Annotated in this window: 14 protein-coding genes; 9 read left to right on the top strand and 5 right to left on the bottom strand. The window is 67.9% G+C overall.

The window, feature by feature from the left end; all coding sequences use genetic code 11:
- The first annotated feature begins 52 nt into the window (after positions 1-52).
- Positions 53-1,441: a sensor histidine kinase gene (locus MNI96_RS20445; RefSeq protein WP_249696178.1), complete on the top strand. Its 1,389-nt coding sequence runs from the start codon at positions 53-55 to the stop codon at positions 1,439-1,441.
- A 65-nt stretch (positions 1,442-1,506) separates the two neighbouring features.
- Here the strand turns inward: MNI96_RS20445 and MNI96_RS20440 are convergent, their stop codons facing one another.
- The gene (locus MNI96_RS20440; protein ID WP_249696176.1) at positions 1,507-2,076 is read right to left on the bottom strand and encodes an HdeD family acid-resistance protein; all 570 of its coding nucleotides are present in this window, start codon (positions 2,074-2,076) and stop codon (positions 1,507-1,509) included.
- 232 nt (positions 2,077-2,308) lie between these two features.
- On the opposite strand from MNI96_RS20440, the gene MNI96_RS20435 reads away from it, so the two are divergent.
- The 7 genes from MNI96_RS20435 to MNI96_RS20405 all read left to right on the top strand — a co-directional run bounded on the left by MNI96_RS20435 (position 2,309) and on the right by MNI96_RS20405 (position 10,318).
- Positions 2,309-3,094, top strand: a complete 786-nt coding sequence (locus tag MNI96_RS20435; protein ID WP_249696174.1) for an RNA methyltransferase — start codon at positions 2,309-2,311, stop codon at positions 3,092-3,094.
- A gap of 55 nt (positions 3,095-3,149) precedes the next feature.
- Positions 3,150-3,971 carry a glutamate racemase gene (murI, locus tag MNI96_RS20430; RefSeq protein ID WP_249696172.1) on the top strand — a complete coding sequence of 274 codons (822 nt, stop codon included), beginning with the start codon at positions 3,150-3,152 and terminating at the stop codon, positions 3,969-3,971.
- A gap of 195 nt (positions 3,972-4,166) precedes the next feature.
- Positions 4,167-4,784, top strand: a complete 618-nt coding sequence (rpsD, locus tag MNI96_RS20425) for a 30S ribosomal protein S4 (RefSeq protein ID WP_249696170.1) — start codon at positions 4,167-4,169, stop codon at positions 4,782-4,784.
- Positions 4,785-4,948: 164 nt separating this feature from the next.
- Complete coding sequence (locus MNI96_RS20420) at positions 4,949-5,920, top strand: MBL fold metallo-hydrolase (protein ID WP_249696169.1); 972 nt, start codon at positions 4,949-4,951, stop codon at positions 5,918-5,920.
- Between the two features lie 186 nt (positions 5,921-6,106).
- Positions 6,107-7,903, top strand: coding sequence for a diguanylate cyclase (locus tag MNI96_RS20415; RefSeq protein ID WP_249696168.1), 1,797 nt, complete (start codon positions 6,107-6,109; stop codon positions 7,901-7,903).
- A gap of 113 nt (positions 7,904-8,016) precedes the next feature.
- Positions 8,017-8,949, top strand: coding sequence for a tRNA 2-thiocytidine(32) synthetase TtcA (ttcA, locus tag MNI96_RS20410; protein WP_249696261.1), 933 nt, complete (start codon positions 8,017-8,019; stop codon positions 8,947-8,949).
- 100 nt (positions 8,950-9,049) lie between these two features.
- The gene (locus tag MNI96_RS20405; protein WP_249696167.1) at positions 9,050-10,318 is read left to right on the top strand and encodes an Hsp70 family protein; all 1,269 of its coding nucleotides are present in this window, start codon (positions 9,050-9,052) and stop codon (positions 10,316-10,318) included.
- Between the two features lie 15 nt (positions 10,319-10,333).
- Here MNI96_RS20405 and MNI96_RS20400 read toward each other — a convergent pair whose 3' ends face one another.
- The 4 genes from MNI96_RS20400 to purL form a co-directional block, all read right to left on the bottom strand.
- Entirely contained in the window at positions 10,334-10,618 is a 285-nt protein-coding gene (locus MNI96_RS20400) for an antitermination protein (protein WP_158193038.1), read from the bottom strand.
- 199 nt (positions 10,619-10,817) lie between these two features.
- Positions 10,818-11,150: a Grx4 family monothiol glutaredoxin gene (gene grxD, locus MNI96_RS20395; RefSeq protein WP_249696166.1), complete on the bottom strand. Its 333-nt coding sequence runs from the start codon at positions 11,148-11,150 to the stop codon at positions 10,818-10,820.
- Positions 11,151-11,218: 68 nt separating this feature from the next.
- Complete coding sequence (locus tag MNI96_RS20390) at positions 11,219-11,452, bottom strand: BolA family protein (protein ID WP_067216905.1); 234 nt, start codon at positions 11,450-11,452, stop codon at positions 11,219-11,221.
- Positions 11,453-11,530: 78 nt separating this feature from the next.
- On the bottom strand, positions 11,531-13,729 hold the full coding sequence (gene purL, locus MNI96_RS20385; RefSeq protein WP_249696165.1) for a phosphoribosylformylglycinamidine synthase subunit PurL: 2,199 nt from the start codon (positions 13,727-13,729) through the stop codon (positions 11,531-11,533).
- Positions 13,730-13,917: 188 nt separating this feature from the next.
- On the opposite strand from purL, the gene yegS reads away from it, so the two are divergent.
- On the top strand, positions 13,918-14,817 hold the full coding sequence (yegS, locus tag MNI96_RS20380; protein WP_249696164.1) for a lipid kinase YegS: 900 nt from the start codon (positions 13,918-13,920) through the stop codon (positions 14,815-14,817).
- Positions 14,818-14,823 lie beyond the last annotated feature (6 nt).

The raw sequence follows: 14,823 nt of genomic DNA, 5'->3' as shown, positions 1-14,823 counted from the left end.
AGCGGAACGGGCGGCCATGGACCTCAGCGCAAGATGGGTACGGACGCTTTACGTGTCCCTGTTGATCGGCGTCGCCATCATCACTGCGTCGCTCTTCTTCGTGGTCTCGACGCTGAACCGCCAGAACAGCGAAGACCGCTCCGAATACCGTCAGAGCCTGATCTGGTACACGGCCCAATTGGTGGTCGAGTATCAGGATTTGATGCATGCGCTCAACAAGATGATCGTTCATGACGGGGCGTCGCCGGATACCCAGGAGGTGACGGCGCGTTTCGACATCCTGTGGAGCCGCGCCATGCGGCTGGACGAGGGCGAGGCGGGCCAGGAGCTGGTGCGGGTCGACGGCTCGGTGCCGCTGATGGGCGAGCTGGAAGCGGTGCTGCGCGCCGCCGATCCCCTGATGCCCGCCATCGCCGCCGGCGATGTCACGGCCGCGCGCGAGCTGCGCAGCGATTTCGTCGGCCTGCAGGCGACCATCGATTCGTTCCGCTCGGCGGTCTACCGGCTGCAGCTGGATGCGGCCTCGCGCCAGCGCGCGGCGCTGCAGCGCACGGTGAACCTGGTGCTGGCGCTGATCGTCGGCCTGCTTGTCGCCGGCGTCTCCATGGGGCTGCTGCTCCTGCGCGACCGCAGCCGGCTGATGCGGCTGCAGGCGCAGCTGGAGCGGCGGGTGGCCGAGCGCACCAGCGAGTTGGCACAGGCCAACGCCGACCTTCTTGCGGCCAACGAACGGCTGACCCAGTTCAACAATCTCGCGTCTCACGACCTGAAGGAGCCGGTGCGCAAGATCACCGTGTTCAGCGACCTGCTGCTCGAGGGGGTGGCCAACAAGGACCGCGAGACCATCGACTACGCCGCCAATGTGATGAAGGCCTCGGCCGGGCGGGCGAAGACGCTGATTTCCAACCTGTTGAACTATTCGGCCGCTTCCGACCGGGAGCTGTCGCGCGAGGCTGTGCCGCTGGCTCAGCTGGTCGAGCGCGTCCGCGACAGCCTGTCGGAGTTGATCCGCGAGAACGGGGCCGACGTCGTGCTGCACGACAGCGATGCGGTGCTCTCGGGCGATGCGGTGTTCCTGGAGCAGCTGTTCCAGAACCTGATCGGCAACGCCATCAAGTTCCGTCATCCCGACCGGCCGCCGGTGGTGGAGGTGCTGGCCGAGCGGCTCGGCAACGGCTCGACTACGGCCATCGTCATCCGCGACAATGGCATCGGCTTCGACATGCAGCACAAGGCGCAGGTGTTCGAGCCCTTCCGCCGGCTGCATTCGCGCGATCGCTATGCCGGCACCGGCATGGGGCTTGCCATCTGCCAGGCGATCGCCCGCCGCCACGGCTGGGACATCGACGCGGTAAGCGAGCCGGGCCGCGGTTCGGAATTCCGCATCGACTTCATGCCCGGCGTGGCGCGCCTGCCCGACATGGTCGAGGCCGCCGAATAACCGTTCGGCTGTTCGGCGGCCCCTTTTCGGATTATCCGTCTCGTTCTTTCAGGCAACCTGCCCGTTCAGGCGGGCAGACGCTTGGCAATGGTGCGGGCGGCGAGCGCGATGGCGATGAAGCTCCAGCCGTTGATCAGCACGGAGACGCCGGCGAGCAGGCCGAGCACCCAGACGGCGGAGGAGGGGAACTCGAACCAGATGGACAGGCCGGCGATCACCGAGACGATGCCGGCGAACATCACCCAGCCCCAGCCGTCCTGCGGGCGGATCTTCAGCGCCAGCAGGATCTGGGCAATGCCCTGGGCCAGGAGGATCGCCGCGACCACGAGCGTCAGCGCTGCCGCACCCACCACCGGATTGAAATAGACGGCGATGCCGCCGGCCAGCGCGATGGCGCCGGTTGCGATGTTCCAGATGAAGCCGCCCCAGCCGGGAACGGAGAAGGCGTGCCAGATTTGCACCGCGCCGCCGATGGCGAAGACGATGGCGATGACCAGCGTCACGGCGATGGAGCTGGCGAGCGGCAGCGCGATCATCAGCATGCCGCCGATGACGAGCACGATGCCGAGGGCGAGGAACCAGCCCCACTTCTGGCGGACGGCTTCGGTGACGGGGAGGGAGGGAACGTCGGTCATCGTGGGATCCTGTCGTCGGAGGGTGCGGATAGGGGCAGGGCTGGCCCTGGCGTCGGCGGAGCGCGGCAGACATGCAGGCGTCGGCCTGGGGTGTTGCCGACGGGCATTTCAACCTCCCGTATGTGAAGTTATCGCAACCGGCGAGAGGCTTCGACGAAATATTTGCGTCTCCCGGCTGCGTTGGCTCGGCTGGCGCTGGAAAAGCCGTGCGGATTGGGATATCCCGCGCGCCATGACACGCAACGCCACCATCGACCCGGCGGCCAGGGTCCGCGACCTGCCCCCGCCCTGCATCATCCTGTGCGAGCCGCAGCTCGGCGAGAACATCGGCACGGCGGCCCGTGCCATGGCCAATTTCGGCTTGCGCGACCTGCGCCTGGTCAATCCGCGCGACGGCTGGCCGAGCGAAAAGGCGCGGGCGGCCGCCAGCCGCGCCGACCATGTGATCGAGGCCGTGCAGGTGTTCGACAGCGTCGAGGCGGCGATTGCCGATCTCGGCTTCGTCTTCGCCACCACGGCGCGTTCGCGCGAGATCGCCAAGCCGGTGCGCGGCCCGGACGAGGCGGCCGTGACGACGACCCGGCTCGGCGCCAGCGGCACCCGCACCGGCTATCTGTTCGGCCGCGAGCGCTGGGGCCTCAACAACGACGAGGTGGCGCTCGCCGACGAGATCGTCACGCTGCCGGTCGATCCGGACTTCGCCTCGCTCAACATCGCCCAGGCGGTGCTGGTCTGCGCCTACGAGTGGCGGCTGAAGGCGAATGACGGCGCGCTGCCCTTCCGTCTCGACGAGGAGCAGAACCCGCCGGCCAGCAAGGAAGACCTCCTGCGCCTGTTCGAGCATCTGGAAGGGGCGCTCGACACGGTGAACTTCTTCCGCCCGGTGGAGAAGCGCCCGTCGATGGTCCGCAACCTGCGCAACATCCTTCAAAAAGCCTCACTCACCGATCAGGAAGTGAAGACCCTGCGCGGGGTGGTGGCGGCGCTCGAAGGCCGCTCCACGCGCCCGCGGGGCTGACTGGGCTGACGAGTGGGCCAAGTAGCCCGCCCGTATCCTCATCCGGGGGGAAGGCATGGCGGAACCGGCTCCGGTCCTCGTTTTCGACAGCGGCATCGGCGGCATCACCGTCGCCCGCGAGATCCGGCGGCTGATGCCGGGCCTGCCGCTGGTCTATGCGGCGGACGATGCCGGCTTTCCCTATGGCGCCTGGGAGGCGGAAGCGCTCACCCGCCACTGCACCGACGTGGTGGCGACCTTGGCCGGCGAGTTGCGCCCCTCTGCCGTCGTCATCGCCTGCAACACCGCCTCGACGCTGGTCCTGCCGCCCTTGCGCGCGGCGCTCGACATTCCCGTCGTCGGCACCGTGCCGGCGATCAAGCCGGCGGCGGAGCGCACGCGCTCCGGTCTCGTCAGCGTGCTGGCAACGCCCGGCACGGTGACGCGCGACTACACGTTCGAACTGATCCGCCGATTCGCGCCGGAGGTCGCCATCACGCTGGTCGGCGCGCGCCGGCTTGCGGGCCTGGCCGAAGACGCGCTGCTGCGCGGACAGCTCGACCGGACCGCGCTGGCGACCGAGATCGCGCCCTGTTTCGTGGAAAAAGACGGCCGGCGGACGGATGTCGTGGTGCTCGCCTGCACGCATTTCCCGCTGCTGGCGCCGCTCATGGCGCAGGTCGCGCCCTGGCCGGTGGACTGGCTCGACCCGGCGCCCGCCATTGCCCGCCGCCTGCGCGACGTGCTGGTCGCGAGCGGGGCGGCGAGCGGCGAGGGGCATGCCGCCGCGTCCGTGCGGGCGCTTGCCACCTCGGGAGCGGACCTGTCGCCGATACTGGAGCTGCTTTCGGCGGAAACGCTGGCGATTTCCGGCGCAGAGGCGGCATCAAGCGTTTGACTCGATGCCGGCTTTGGAGTAGGCATCCTCTCGCTTTGCGGGCCCTGTCGGCCCGCTTTGCATTTCACGCAACCGTGGAGCCCCGCGCCGGCGCTGTTGGCCGGGGGTCCTGTCGCCTGGTCTTCCGATTGCGGGAGATGAGGAGAGGAGGTCGCGTTTCCTTGCAAGACTGCAAACACAACGAGGGAACCGCGCATGTCGAAGCGCCATGGTGTAAAGTACAAGATTGACCGCCGGATGGGCGAAAACATCTGGGGTCGTCCGAAGTCTCCGGCCAACCGCCGCGAGTACGGCCCGGGCCAGCACGGCCAGCGCCGCAAGGGCAAGCTCTCCGACTTCGGCGTGCAGCTGCGCGCCAAGCAGAAGCTCAAGGGCTACTACGGCAACATCTCCGAGAAGCAGTTCCACAAGATCTACGTGGAAGCCTCGCGGATGAAGGGCGACACTTCGGAGAACCTGATCGGCCTGCTCGAGCGCCGTCTGGATGCGGTGATCTACCGCGCCAAGTTCGTCCCGACCGTCTTCGCTGCCCGCCAGTTCATCAACCACGGTCACGTCAAGGTCAACGGCCGCCGCGTCAACATCGCGAGCTACCGCTGCAACCCGGGCGACCTGATCGAGGTTCGCGAGAAGTCGCGTCAGCTCGTCACCGTGCTCGAGTCGGTTCAGCTGGCCGAGCGCGATGTGCCGGACTACGTCACCGCCGACCACAGCAAGATGACCGCGACCTTCTCGCGCGTCCCGACGCTGACCGACGTGCCGTATCCGGTCCAGATGGAGCCGAACCTCATCGTCGAGTTCTACTCGCGTTGATTTTTTGACAAGGACCGCCAGGCCTTGGAAGGGGCGCGCCATCGGCGCGCCCCTTTTTCTTTTGGTGCGGCGTACCCGCTTACCCTTTCCTGGCACCTGCGTCCGCTTTCGGCTTTTCATATTCGCGCGTTCGAATATGATGGCGAAAAAAGGGAGGATGCGCCGTGAGCTTTTCGAGACGTGCATTTCTGGGCGGCGGACTGGCCGCGCCCGCAATGCTTCGCGCCGGGCAGGTGCTGACCGGTGCCGGACTGGCCCTGCCGCTTGCCGCGACACGCGCCAGCGCCGAGCCGAAGTTCCATTCCTTCCAGCTCGGCGAGACGGAGATCATCGTGCTCAGCGACGGCGGGCTGTCGCTGCCGGCCTCCACGCTTGCGGCCAATGTACCCGATGCGGACCGCGCCGCCTTCCTGGAGGTGAACGGCCATGATCCGATCACCCGGGCGAGCCCGCTCAACATCACGCTGGTCCGCCGGGGCGATGCCCTTGTGCTGGTCGACACGGGCGCGGGCATGAATTTCTTCGAGACCGCCGGCCAGCTCGCCGACAGCATCGAGGAGGCGGGCATCGACCGCGAGGCGGTGACGCATGTGGCGCTGACCCATGCCCATCCCGATCACGTCTGGGGCATCATCGACGATTTCGACGAGACCGAGCGCTTCCCCAATGCCGCTTATCTGATCGGTGCGGCGGAGTGGGACTTCTGGATGGATCCCGACTTCATCGCGAACAATCCGGAAGCGCTGCATTCCTTCGGGCTCGGCGCGCAGCGAAACCTCAATGCGGTTGCGGAGAAGACCGAGCGGGTCGGCGCGGATCACGCGGTGGTGCCGGGCGTGACGATGATCGCGACGCCGGGCCACACGCCGGGCCACATGTCCGTGCTGGTGGAGGACGGCGGCCAGCAGCTGCTGGTGCTGGGCGATGCGCTGACGCATTCTTCCGTCTCCTTCGCGAAACCGGATTGGCAACCAAGCTCCGATCAGCAGCCGGAGATCGCGGCCGCGACGCGGCGGCGGCTGCTCGACCGGGCGGCGACCGACGGCCTGATGCTGATCGGCTACCACCTGCCATGGCCGGGTGTCGGGCGGGCCGAGGCGAAGGATGGTGCCTGGCGCTACGTCCCGGCCTCCTGAGGCGGGAGGGCCGGGGAGCCTGCGGCTCCGGGCTGTGCTCTTTCTGCCGCGGATGGGGATAAAACCCGGCGATTGCCGTCGAAATGGCGGTAATCGGTCCAAAGGGTGCTGCTTGTTGGTTTTTCGGATACCGTGCGGATGTTAATGGCCGGGAGGACACTCAGCTAGAACGCCCCCGGAACGCCCATGAAGATCAGCACCATCACCAATCTGGCCTATGTGGTGACGGTCGTGCTTACGGCCTTGTCGGGCATTGCTTTCATCGCGTCCGACCGCATGGCCGCGGCCGAGCGGCGCGCGGTGGAAGTGCATCTGGTGCTGAACGATCTCGGGGCGCAGCTGGAGGTCGACGCCGAGTTGCGCACCGACGAGGCGCGGCTCTACGTGATGCGCGGCGACCCGGCGCATCTGGCCGTCTTCGATCGTCTGAACGACGAGGAGCACCGGCTGGAAGAGATGGCGCGCCGGGCCGAGACGATTGGGGCGACCGGCGAGGAACTGGCGCTGCTCAAGCGGATCACCGGCACCATCGACCGGCTGGAGGAGATCGAGTCCGGCGCCATCGAGACCTATCGTTCCGGCAATGTGCAGGCCGCGCGCGATGCCTTGTTCGGCGACGAGCACTACGGCCAGCATGTGCGCCTGGTCGCCGATGTCGAGCGCTTCCGCACCATGGTCGACCAGCGCACGGGCCTGGAGCTGCAGCGGGCGCAGATCCGGGCCGACTGGCTGGGCCTGATCGCGCGCATCCTGCTGGCACTGACTGCGGTCGTCTTCCTTGCGGTGCTTTATTTCGTGCTGCGTCGCCGGGTCTCCGTGCCGCTCACCCGGATGGCGGGCATCGTCAAGCGGCTGGCGACCCAGGACTTTGCGGTCGAGGTGCCGCATGACGGGCGCCGCGACGAGATCGGCGAGCTGACGGCGGCGATCCGCGTCTTCCGCGAGAACGGGCTGGAGCGCGAACGGCTGGATGCCGAGCGGCGGCGCGACCTGAAGATGAAGGACCTGATCCTGCAGATGATGCGCCGGATGCAGGCCTGCCAGAAAGTGCCGGAGATCGCCGAGGTGGTGGGGCGTTTCTCGCCGCAGATCTTTCCCGAACTGGGCGGCGCGCTGTTCTTGCGCAACGAGGCGAATACGGAACTGTCGCGGCTTGGGGTCTGGAAGCTGCCGGAGGAGGCTGCCGCGAGTTTCGATCCGCAGGAATGTTGGGGGCTGCGGCGCGGTCAGCCGCACCACAGCACCACTCGGCGCGAGGATGTCGACTGCCAGCACCTGGCGCAGGCTTCCGATTCCGTCCTGTGCATTCCCTTGAGCGCCCATGGCGACACGCTGGGCGTTCTCTCCTTCGCCGACCTGTCGGGCAATCCCGAGGTGATCCGCGAATATCAGGCTTATCTCGGCATGATCGGCGAGAATGTCGCGCTGGCGGTGGCCAATCTGCAGCTGCGCGAGCGCCTGACCCGGTTGGCGGTGCGCGATCCCCTCACCGGCCTGCTCAACCGCCGTTCGCTCGACGAGGCGCTGGCGGGCTGGGCGCGCGCGGACGGGGATCCGGAGCTGACCTGTTTCGTGATCGATATCGATCACTTCAAGCGGTTCAACGACGAGTTCGGCCACGATGCGGGCGACACGGTGCTGCAGACCGTGGGCGGCATCCTCACCGATATCGTCGGCGAGCGGGGCGTGTGCTACCGCTTCGGCGGCGAGGAGTTCGCAGTGCTGCTGCCGCAGGTCTCGCCGGAGGAGGCTTACCGGATCGCCGAACATATCCGCACGCGCATGGCGACGCTGGCGCTCTCCCATGCGGGGCGGATCCTCGGCACCGTCACCGTGTCCATCGGCATGGCCGACAATCGCGGCGGCAAGAGCGTTGGCACGGTGCGCAGCCGTGCCGATGCCGCGCTGTTCGCGGCCAAGGCGTCGGGCCGCAACCAGACCCTCGGCGACGAGAGTGTGCCTCCGCCCGTCGGCGGGGCCTGAGGCGCCGCAGGAGAGGGCGGTCGCGGCTTTCCGCTTGGCGCGGGCGGCGCGAGGCGCTATTCCAGCGGGACCATCGACACGTGAACGACAGCCAGCCGGGGCGCGCGCGAGCCATGACCGACCTTGCCGACACTGTGGAGAGCGACGTTCCCGCGCTCTATCGCAATGCGCCGTCCTCGGTCGGCTTCAAGAAGCTGCGCAAGCGGCTGCTGCGCGAAACCCGCGAGACCATCGCCCGCCATGCGATGGTGGAGGCGAGCGGAGAGCGGCCGCGCTGGCTCGTCTGCCTGTCGGGCGGCAAGGACAGCTACACGCTGCTCGCCGTCCTGCTGGAGCTGCAGTGGCGCGGGCTGCTGCCGGTCGATCTGCTCGCCTGCAATCTCGACCAGGGCCAGCCGGGTTTTCCCTCGCATATCCTGCCCCGGTTCCTGAGCGAGAACGGAATCCCGCACCGGATCGTGCGGCAGGACACCTATTCCATCGTCACTTCGAAGATCCCGGAAGGGCGCACCTATTGTTCGCTCTGCTCGCGGCTGCGGCGGGGCCTGCTCTACCGCACGGCGCGGGAGGAGGGGTGCCAGGCGGTGGTGCTGGGCCATCACCGCGAGGATGCGCTGGAAACCCTGTTCATGAACCTCTTTCACGGCGGGCGGCTGTCGTCCATGCCGGCGAAGCTGGTCAACGACGAGGGCGACCTGATGGTCCTGCGGCCGCTGATCGCCTGCGCGGAGGACGACATCGCGCGCTTTGCCCGGGCCATGGAGTTCCCGATCATCCCGTGCGACCTGTGCGGCAGCCAGGACGGGCTGCAGCGCGCCGAGGTCAAGCGCATGCTGCAGGGCTGGGAGCAGGAGAGCCCCGGCCGCCTCGCCACCATGGCCAAGGCGCTGACGCAGGTCCGCCCCTCGCATCTGCATGACATCCAGCTGTTCGATTTCGCCGGTATACGTCCGGGCGCGGCCGATGCGGCAGCGCCGGGCGGCGAGGCGGAGGAGCCCTGCGCTGCCGGCCTTGCCATGACGCGGACGCTGTTCGCCGCCGAATAACCACCCCTTCCAGACCGCTGCCCGCGCCGGGAGGACCGCCTCCCGGCCGCGGCCGTTTTGTTTTGCACCCGCCGCGGCGCGACCTGACCCGGATCCGACCATGACCAGCCTTCGCCCCTGCGGCATCGACTTCGGCACCTCCAACTCCACCGCCTCGCTGCTCCAGGGGGACGGCACGGCGCGGCTGCTGCCGCTGGAGGGGGACAGCGTCGTGCTGCCGAGCACGATCTTCTTCTCCTTCGAGGATTCGCATGTGCGCTTCGGGCGCGATGCGGTCGCGACCTATGTGGAAGGCATCGAGGGGCGCCTGATGCGGGCGCTGAAGAGCGTCCTCGGCTCCAGCACCATGGCCGAGAAGACGACGATCCGGGCGCAGCGCTGGACCTTCGGCGAAATCATCGGCCTCTACCTGTCGCAGGTGAAGCACCGGGCCGAGCAGGCCGCCGGCCACGCCTTCGAGGAGGTGGTGCTCGGCCGTCCCGTGCGTTTCGTCGACGAGAACGACGAGGCCGACCGGCGCGCCGAGGCGGAACTGGAGGCGATCGCCCGCAAGGCCGGCTTTTCCTCCGTCGCCTTCCAGTTCGAGCCGATCGCGGCGGCGCTCGACTACGAGCGCGCGGTGACGCGCGAGGAGCTGGCGGTGATCGTCGACCTTGGCGGCGGCACCTCGGATTTCGCGGTGGTGCGGGTGTCGCCGGAGCGGCGGGCGAAGACGGACCGGCGCGAGGACATTCTCGCCAGCACCGGCATTCACATTGGCGGCACGGATTTCGACCGGCTCTTGAGCCTTGCCCGGGTGATGCCGGAGCTCGGTTACGGCACCCGCTCGCGCGACCCGCGCCGCGACCTGCCGAACTGGGCCTATTTCGAGCTCGCCACCTGGCATCGGATCAACTTCCTCTACGCCCCGCAGATCGACACGCGGCTGAAGGAGCTGCGGCAGGACGCGGCCCGGCCGGAACTGGTCGAGCGGCTGATGGCGGTGGTGTCGGAGCGGCAGGGCCATGCGCTGGCCGGCGCGGTCGAGGCCGCGAAGATCGCCCTGTCGCACGAGGAACTCCACCGGCTTGCGTTCCCGCTGCGCGGCGGGGCGCTCGATGTCGACGTGTCGCGGGCCGACCTGATCGGGGCCATCGGCCAGGCGGTCGCGGGCGTGGAAGGGGCGCTGTCGGCCTGTCTGGCGGATGCGGGCGTTGCGGCCGGCGACATCTCCTCGGTGTTCCTGACCGGCGGCTCGGCGTCCGTGCCCTTCGTGCGGCAGCGGCTGACCGGCCTGCTGCCGGGCGCGCGCGTGGTGCAGGGCGACGTGTTCGGCAGCGTCGGGGCGGGTCTTGCCCTCGACGCTGCCCGGAAATACGGATCGGGCTGAGCTGCGGGGAAGCGGCTACGATCCGTTGCTGGCCATGGTCAGTCCGCGGTCGAAGCCGGCGGGCTGGTTGCGCACCAGAATGACGAGGGCGGCGGAGGCTTCCGCCGCGCCCTTTGCCGCAAGCCCGCCATGGGCGCGGCAGGTATCGGCGTCGCTGAGGCCGCTGGCGGAGGGCGCGAAGACGGTGAGGTTCACGCAGGAGATGCGGCGGAGCCCTGCATCCGATTCCTGCGCTACGGTCGCAAGACCGAGCCCCAGGCTGAGGGCGATACCGGCAACGGCAAGCTTTGCGATCCGCATCTGTCGTTCCTTTCGGTGACGGGAACCCCTGTACAACCGAGGACTAGCACCCCTTCACTGATCCTAGCCTGAAATGCGTGTTCATCGGGTATTCATCGTGAGTGATTCGGCAAAATTTGCCTAGTCGACAAATTTCGCAAAAAGAAAGGGCGGATCGACTTCGATCCGCCCTTTATTAACCATTTATTAACCTGTTCGATCAGGCCGACTGGCGGGTCGGGATGCCCTTTTCAGCGAAATGCGACTGCAGTTCCTGGTTCTGGAACATCTCGCGCACGATGTCGCAGCCGCCGACGAACTCGCCCTTCACATACAGCTGCGGGATGGTCGGCCACTGGGAGAACTCCTTGATCCCCTGGCGCAGCTCGTCGTCCTCCAGCACGTTGATGCCCTTGTAGGGCACGCCGACGTAATCGAGGATCTGCACCACCTGACCGGAGAACCCGCACTGCGGGAAGGTCGGGGTGCCCTTCATGAACAGCACGACGTCGTTGCTGTCGACTTCGTTCTTGATCCACTGCTGAATGCTCATGTCACTGTCCTTTCGTTCTGCCGGGTCAAGGTCCGGCGACCGTGGATTGCCCGGTGCCCCGCCGGGGATCACTCGGGAGCGCTGGTCTGCAGGGCGAGCGCGTGCAGCTCCCCGCCCATGTTGCCCTTGAGCGCCTGGTAGACCATCTGGTGCTGCTGCACCCGCGTCTTGCCCTGGAATGCCGAGGAGATCACCACCGCGGCGTAATGGTCGCCGTCGCCGGCGAGATCGCGGATTTCAACCTGCGCATCGGGCAAGGCTTCCTTGATGAGAGCCTCGATCTCGCGCGCCTGCATTGCCATGCGTTCCGTCCTTCCCTCTCCGGGGCGGCCCGAGCCGGCGGCCTGCCCCGATGCCCTGAAAGTTTTGAGGACGGGCGCTCAGGCGCCCGCCATGTAGTGCGGGAACCAAGTCTCGTGGGTCTCGCGCAGCTTTGCAACGGATATGGTGAGAATGTCCTCAACCGTCAAATCGCTGCCTTCGACCCGGCCGATCTCGACGATCTCGAAACCCGCATCCAGCGCGTCCTCCAGCACGGAGGCGGCTTCCTCGGCGCTGCAGGTCAGCACGTAGCGGCCCTGGTCCTCGCCGAAGAGGGCCGCATGGGCCGGGGCGGGCACCTTGACCCGCGCGCCCTTGGCGCCGGCCATGGCCATCTCGGCCAGCGCCACGGCGAGGCCGCCGGAGGAGATGTCGTGGACGGCGGTGACGCGGCCGGCGCGGATCAACTCGCGCACGAAGTCGCCGCGGCGGCGCTCGGCGGCCAGATCCACCGGGGGCGGCGCGCCTTCCTCGCGGCCCAGGATATCGCGCAGATAGGCGCTCTGGCCCAGATGCGTGCCGTGGCCGCCGATCACCGCGATGACGTCGCCCTCGCTCGCGAAGGCCGCGGCCGCGCGGCGGGAGAGATCCGGCAGCAGGCCGACGCCGCCGATAGCCGGGGTCGGCAGGATTCCCTCGCCGCTGGTCTCGTTGTAGAGCGAGACGTTGCCCGAGACGATGGGGAAGTCGAGCGCGCGGCAGGCCTCGCCGATGCCCTTGATGGCCCCGACCAACTGACCCATGATTTCGGGTCGCTCCGGATTGCCGAAGTTCAGGTTGTCGGTCGCGGCCAGCGGCTCGGCGCCCACAGCCGTCAGGTTACGCCAGCACTCGGCGATGGCCTGCTTGCCGCCTTCGAAGGGGTCCGCCTCCACATAGCGCGGGGTCACGTCGACGGTGAAGGCCAGTGCCTTGCCCCCGGTGCCGACGCGGATGACGCCGGCATCGCCTCCCGGGGAGGCGAGCGTGTTGCCCTGCACCAGGGTGTCGTACTGCTCGTAGACCCAGCGGCGCGAGGCGCCGTTGGCATTGCCGACGAGCGTCAGCAGGGCGGCGGCATAGTCGTCCGGCTCGGCAATGGTGCCGGCGGCCAGCACCTCGCGCTTGGGGCTTTCCACCCACGGACGGTCGTATTCCGGCGCCTCGTCGCCCAACTCCTTGATCGGCAGGTCGGCGACGGTCTCGCCCTGGTGGTTGACGATGAAGCGCAGCGTGTCGGTGGTCATGCCGACGATGGCGAAGTCCAGCCCCCACTTGCGGAAGATCGCCTTGGCCTCGTCTTCCTTCTCGGGCTTCAGCACCATGAGCATGCGCTCCTGGCTCTCCGACAGCATCATCTCGTAGGCGGTCATGCGCTCTTCGCGCACCGGCACCGCGTCGAGGTCGAGCGTGATGCCGAGATTGCCCTTGGCGCCCATTTCCACGGCCGAGCAGGTCAGGCCGGCCGCGCCCATGTCCTGGATGGCGACGACCGCGCCGGTCGCCATCAGCTCCAGGCAGGCTTCCAGAAGGCACTTCTCGGTGAAGGGATCGCCGACCTGCACGGTCGGGCGCTTCTCCTCGATGGTCTCGTCGAACTCCGCCGAAGCCATGGTGGCGCCGCCGACGCCGTCGCGACCCGTCTTGGCGCCGAGATAGACGACCGGCAGGCCGACGCCCTCGGCCTTGGACAGGAAGATGCCGTCGGCGCGGGCGATGCCGGCGGCGAAGGCGTTGACGAGGCAGTTGCCGTTGTAGCGGGCGTGGAACTCGACCTCGCCGCCGACGGTCGGCACGCCGAAGGAGTTGCCGTAGCCGCCGACGCCGGCGACGACGCCGGAGACCAGATGCTTCGTGCGCGGGTGCTCGGGCGCGCCGAAGCGCAGCGCGTTCATCGCCGCCACGGGCCGTGCGCCCATGGTGAAGACGTCGCGCAGGATGCCACCGACGCCGGTCGCCGCGCCCTGGTAGGGCTCGATATAGGAGGGGTGGTTATGGCTCTCCATCTTGAAGACCACGACCTCGCCGTCGCCGATATCGACCACGCCGGCATTCTCGCCCGGGCCCTGGATGACGCGGGGACCGGTGGTCGGCAGGGTCTTCAGCCACTTTTTCGACGACTTGTAGGAACAGTGCTCGTTCCACATGGCCGAGAAGATGCCGAGTTCGGTGAAGGTGGGCTCCCGCCCGATCAAGGCCAGAATGCGCTCGTACTCGTCCGGCTTGAGGCCGTGCGCCTCGACGAGTTCCGGAGTGATGGCGATGTCGTTGGGGATCATGGGGGCCTGCAACCTTGGAAGCGGAAGATGCCGCCCGTTTAGCAAACCGGAGGGCCAAAGGGAATTGTAGACATGCTCCTTCGGCGTTCCCATGTATCACAAGGCTTGCCTTTATGCTCCCGATCCTCGGTCATCCGCTTCCTTCCGCCGCAGCCCTTGCCTCTGCCACACCAGAACGGAACATCCGCATGCGTCGTCTCCTGCTGATCCTCAACGGCAAGTCTTCCCAGCGCGAGGATGTGCGCGAGGCCGTCGAGCGGCTGCGGGCCGAAGGCCACGAACTGCATGTCAGGGTGACTTATGACGGGGACGATGCGACGCAGTTCGCGCAGGAGGCCGTGCGGCGCGATCCGGACGAGCGGCCGCAGGTGATCGTCGCCGGCGGCGGCGACGGCACGGTCAACCAGGTGGTCGCGGCGGCGCTGGAGGCCGATCCTGCGACCGACTGCGCCTTCGGCGTGCTGCCGCTGGGCACGGCCAACGACTTCGCCACCGGGCTCGGCCTGCCGGTCGCCGATCTGGTCGCCGCGCTGAAGCTTTGCGCAACCGGAACGCCGCGCCCCATCGATGTCGGGCGCATCAACGGGAGGGTCTTCGTCAATGTGGCGAGCGGTGGCTCCGTCACCCGCATCACCCGCGAGACCGATCCGCGCGCCAAGCGGCTGCTCGGCGGTGCTGCCTATCTCATTGCCGGCGCCAGCCGGATCGGCGAGCTGGCGCCGATGCACGCCTCGTTCAGCGCCGACGGGTTTTCCTGGGAGGGCGACTTCATCGCCATGGCCATCGGCAACGGCCGGCTGGCGGGCGGCGGCGTGCCGCTATGTGCCGATGCGCGCGTCGACGACGGCCTCCTCGACCTGACGCTGTTTCCCCAGCCGGAGGCGGAGCATCTGGTGACGCTCCTGTCCGGCCTTCTGCGCGAGGCCGACAGCCAGTTCGACGGCTATGCCCGCAAGGCGAGCTTCACCCGGCTGACCATCGAGGCCGAGGAGGATCTGGCGATCAACCTCGACGGCGAGCCGATGTCGGCGAGCCGGCTCGACGTTACGGTCGAGCCGGGCGCCTTGCGCTTCATCACCGGGCAGTAAAAACCT

Source organism: Stappia sp. WLB 29, assembly GCF_023507705.1.
Classification (GTDB): Bacteria; Pseudomonadota; Alphaproteobacteria; order Rhizobiales; family Stappiaceae; genus Stappia.
Note: the sequence above shows the minus strand (reverse complement) of the source record. Positions and strands in the feature narration are given on the sequence as shown.

Excerpts from the sequence above, each read along its gene's own strand:
- MNI96_RS20435 (WP_249696174.1), top strand. The coding sequence starts at position 2,309 with ATGACACGCAACGCCACCATCGACCCGGCGGCCAGGGTCCGCGACCTG.
- purL (WP_249696165.1), bottom strand. The coding sequence starts at position 13,729 with ATGATCCCCAACGACATCGCCATCACTCCGGAACTCGTCGAGGCGCAC.
- MNI96_RS20415 (WP_249696168.1), top strand. The coding sequence starts at position 6,107 with ATGAAGATCAGCACCATCACCAATCTGGCCTATGTGGTGACGGTCGTG.
- MNI96_RS20405 (WP_249696167.1), top strand. The coding sequence starts at position 9,050 with ATGACCAGCCTTCGCCCCTGCGGCATCGACTTCGGCACCTCCAACTCC.
- murI (WP_249696172.1), top strand. The coding sequence starts at position 3,150 with ATGGCGGAACCGGCTCCGGTCCTCGTTTTCGACAGCGGCATCGGCGGC.
- yegS (WP_249696164.1), top strand. The coding sequence starts at position 13,918 with ATGCGTCGTCTCCTGCTGATCCTCAACGGCAAGTCTTCCCAGCGCGAG.
- grxD (WP_249696166.1), bottom strand. The coding sequence starts at position 11,150 with ATGAGCATTCAGCAGTGGATCAAGAACGAAGTCGACAGCAACGACGTC.
- MNI96_RS20390 (WP_067216905.1), bottom strand. The coding sequence starts at position 11,452 with ATGGCAATGCAGGCGCGCGAGATCGAGGCTCTCATCAAGGAAGCCTTG.
- rpsD (WP_249696170.1), top strand. The coding sequence starts at position 4,167 with ATGTCGAAGCGCCATGGTGTAAAGTACAAGATTGACCGCCGGATGGGC.
- MNI96_RS20400 (WP_158193038.1), bottom strand. The coding sequence starts at position 10,618 with ATGCGGATCGCAAAGCTTGCCGTTGCCGGTATCGCCCTCAGCCTGGGG.
- MNI96_RS20440 (WP_249696176.1), bottom strand. The coding sequence starts at position 2,076 with ATGACCGACGTTCCCTCCCTCCCCGTCACCGAAGCCGTCCGCCAGAAG.
- ttcA (WP_249696261.1), top strand. The coding sequence starts at position 8,017 with ATGACCGACCTTGCCGACACTGTGGAGAGCGACGTTCCCGCGCTCTAT.